We start from the raw sequence: 2,310 nt of genomic DNA on the forward strand, positions 1-2,310 counted from the left end.
CCACTGTTGTGATCTCTCAATCCATACAGTAGGGGATATTTTAGGGGCTGGCAAGCCTATTTTTTATGCAGTTAGATTCTGCACAAATTCCTCGCAAACCTCTGTACTTTTATTTTGCAATAAACAGGATTTATGGGTCTTATAAAAAAGTACATCGTTTACTCGATAAATTAAAAAAACAAGCATAACATCGATAAACCATAAACATTATTATGTAAAAAGGTCAACCAATTAAGGTTCACAAGGGGTCGTATTGGTTGATTAAAAGCAAAAGATCTTAATTACCGTCGTACTTCTATATATTATTCATTTTAACAATCAAAGTATGGGCATTCTGTCTAAAGAAAAAAGTGGTGAAATACATGCCTGATACTATCTTATTACCCTTGTTCATTTTAGTATCGGCTCTTGTCCACTATTTCTTTATGAAATGTCTGTAGAGTCTGTTGCTCGTTTTACCTTTTACCTATTGTGAAAATATTTACTTAAACAAACCTGCCCCGATTGTGACATAACAAAGGGCTTCTCTTATATTTAAGAAAAGCCCCCGATACTTTAAGTACATTTTTTCACAAAGATAGCTTTTTAACACCCACTTATTACGGGAATAAGTTTTTTATTACAAAAAAAATGCTACCCATTAGATAGCAACTTAGCGTAGTATTACCTATTTAATTTTTGGTGTTCCTCATACCAATTCAATGATTTTCGTTCAATCTCCTTAACCAGATCATGCTTACCATTTATGTATGACTCAATATTATTGGGAAATTGTTGGGCCAATTTCTCTTTTAATTCACCATATTTCTTCATTTCGTCTGTATGTAATGCTAAATAATCACGAAATGCCAAGTGTCGTTTTATCTCGTAACTTCCAGTCTGATAAATATGAACGTGATGTGTGCGATTGTCCCCACCCTTTTGAAAATATCTCCGTTTGGGTATACCGTTTTCACCTTTGGGCTCATAGCCAAATTCTTGCATAACAATATTAAATTTATCAACTGTATTAATATCCCTAACGACAGGCATTATGTCTATTATTGGTTTTGCTTTTAACCCTGGTACTGAGGTACTACCAATATGATGAATATCTACAATTTCATTTCCGAAAATAATTTGTAATTTCTCCGCTTCTTCTCTAAACATTTGAGTCCATTTCTTATTGTATGGATATACTTCTACCTTACGCAAATACTCCCCTCCAATCATCCATGATTTTCATTTTATCCTAATAAATTTCATTTGATTAATCAGTTTTTTCACTAATCTTTCCTAACTGTGACAAAAGCAAGGCGCACTTCTTTTATTATAGGAATTACAATTAAATGGCCTTTCCTATTACATAAGGAGGTGCTTACCTAGCTTAAATTTTAATTTATGTATTTTGCTATTTCTGAGTTGGCTTTTAAAATAATTGAATTAGCTTTTTCTTCTTGCAACATTTTTATGATATTTGGTTTGCTTTCTTTTTCAAATTCTCGGTTCCATTTAAACATAGCTAATAACATACTGAAAGAAGGTTTGTAGTTAGCTGATTCTATCCTTAATAATTGCCGGAAATATCTTTTTAAAATCCTAATTTCTCGTTTTATAAACGGTGTATCCAAAAATATTATTATGTCAGCTTTATTGAAACTCTTTCTTACCCAATTATGATTATGAGCTCCTTCAATAATCCACTTTTTCTCATTAATAATTTTATCTAAATATTTATCCCTTTCTTCATCTTTTCTTCTTATATCTCCTGATGTATGTCTTTCCCATACCACATTGTCTAATTCGTAACATTGTATATTATACTTTTTCGATAACTTTCTAGCTAATGTAGTCTTACCACTTCCTACTGAACCAATAATATGGATTCTATTAGGTATAGTTTTATTCAAATAATACACCACCATCTAATTCTTTTTTACTTGATATTCTATATAACGCTTTGAAATCCTTCTTCCACATACCTGCCATTTTTCTACCATAAGCAAGGTTTAACTCATTACAGGAAGGCTGCCCTGTTTGTTACATAAGAAAGGTTCTAACTTTATTGAATTTCTACTAATTCCTTCTTACTTAAAAAGGGAAAATACTGTTAAAGCTACTTCTTTAGGTCTTACATCTATAGATAAAAGTTTATTAATATCAACCCATATAGGTTGATAAGATCCTCTCTCGCTTTTATTATTAGTGGAATGTCAACACCAAACTGGACAACTTTTATAAGGCCTGTCTCTTGAATTCTACTGGCGTTAAGTAACCGAGTGTTCCATGAATTCGAATATGGTTAAACCAATGAACATAATCATTTAATTC

Annotated in this window: 3 protein-coding genes; all 3 read right to left on the minus strand. The window is 31.6% G+C overall.

Going from position 1 to position 2,310, the window contains the following annotated elements:
* Positions 1–663: 663 nt before the first annotated feature.
* Positions 664–1,194: a GrpB family protein gene (locus tag M3600_RS28215; RefSeq protein ID WP_251648532.1), complete on the minus strand. Its 531-nt coding sequence runs from the start codon at positions 1,192–1,194 to the stop codon at positions 664–666.
* A 179-nt stretch (positions 1,195–1,373) separates the two neighbouring features.
* Complete coding sequence (locus tag M3600_RS28220; RefSeq protein ID WP_311315994.1) at positions 1,374–1,898, minus strand: AAA family ATPase; 525 nt, start codon at positions 1,896–1,898, stop codon at positions 1,374–1,376.
* Positions 1,899–2,214: 316 nt separating this feature from the next.
* Positions 2,215–2,310: IS3 family transposase (locus M3600_RS28225; protein ID WP_251648067.1), on the minus strand; the 96-nt coding region annotated here is incomplete at its 5' end.

The organism is Niallia sp. MER 6 (genome assembly GCF_023714395.1).
Classification (GTDB): Bacteria; Bacillota; Bacilli; order Bacillales; family Cytobacillaceae; genus Niallia.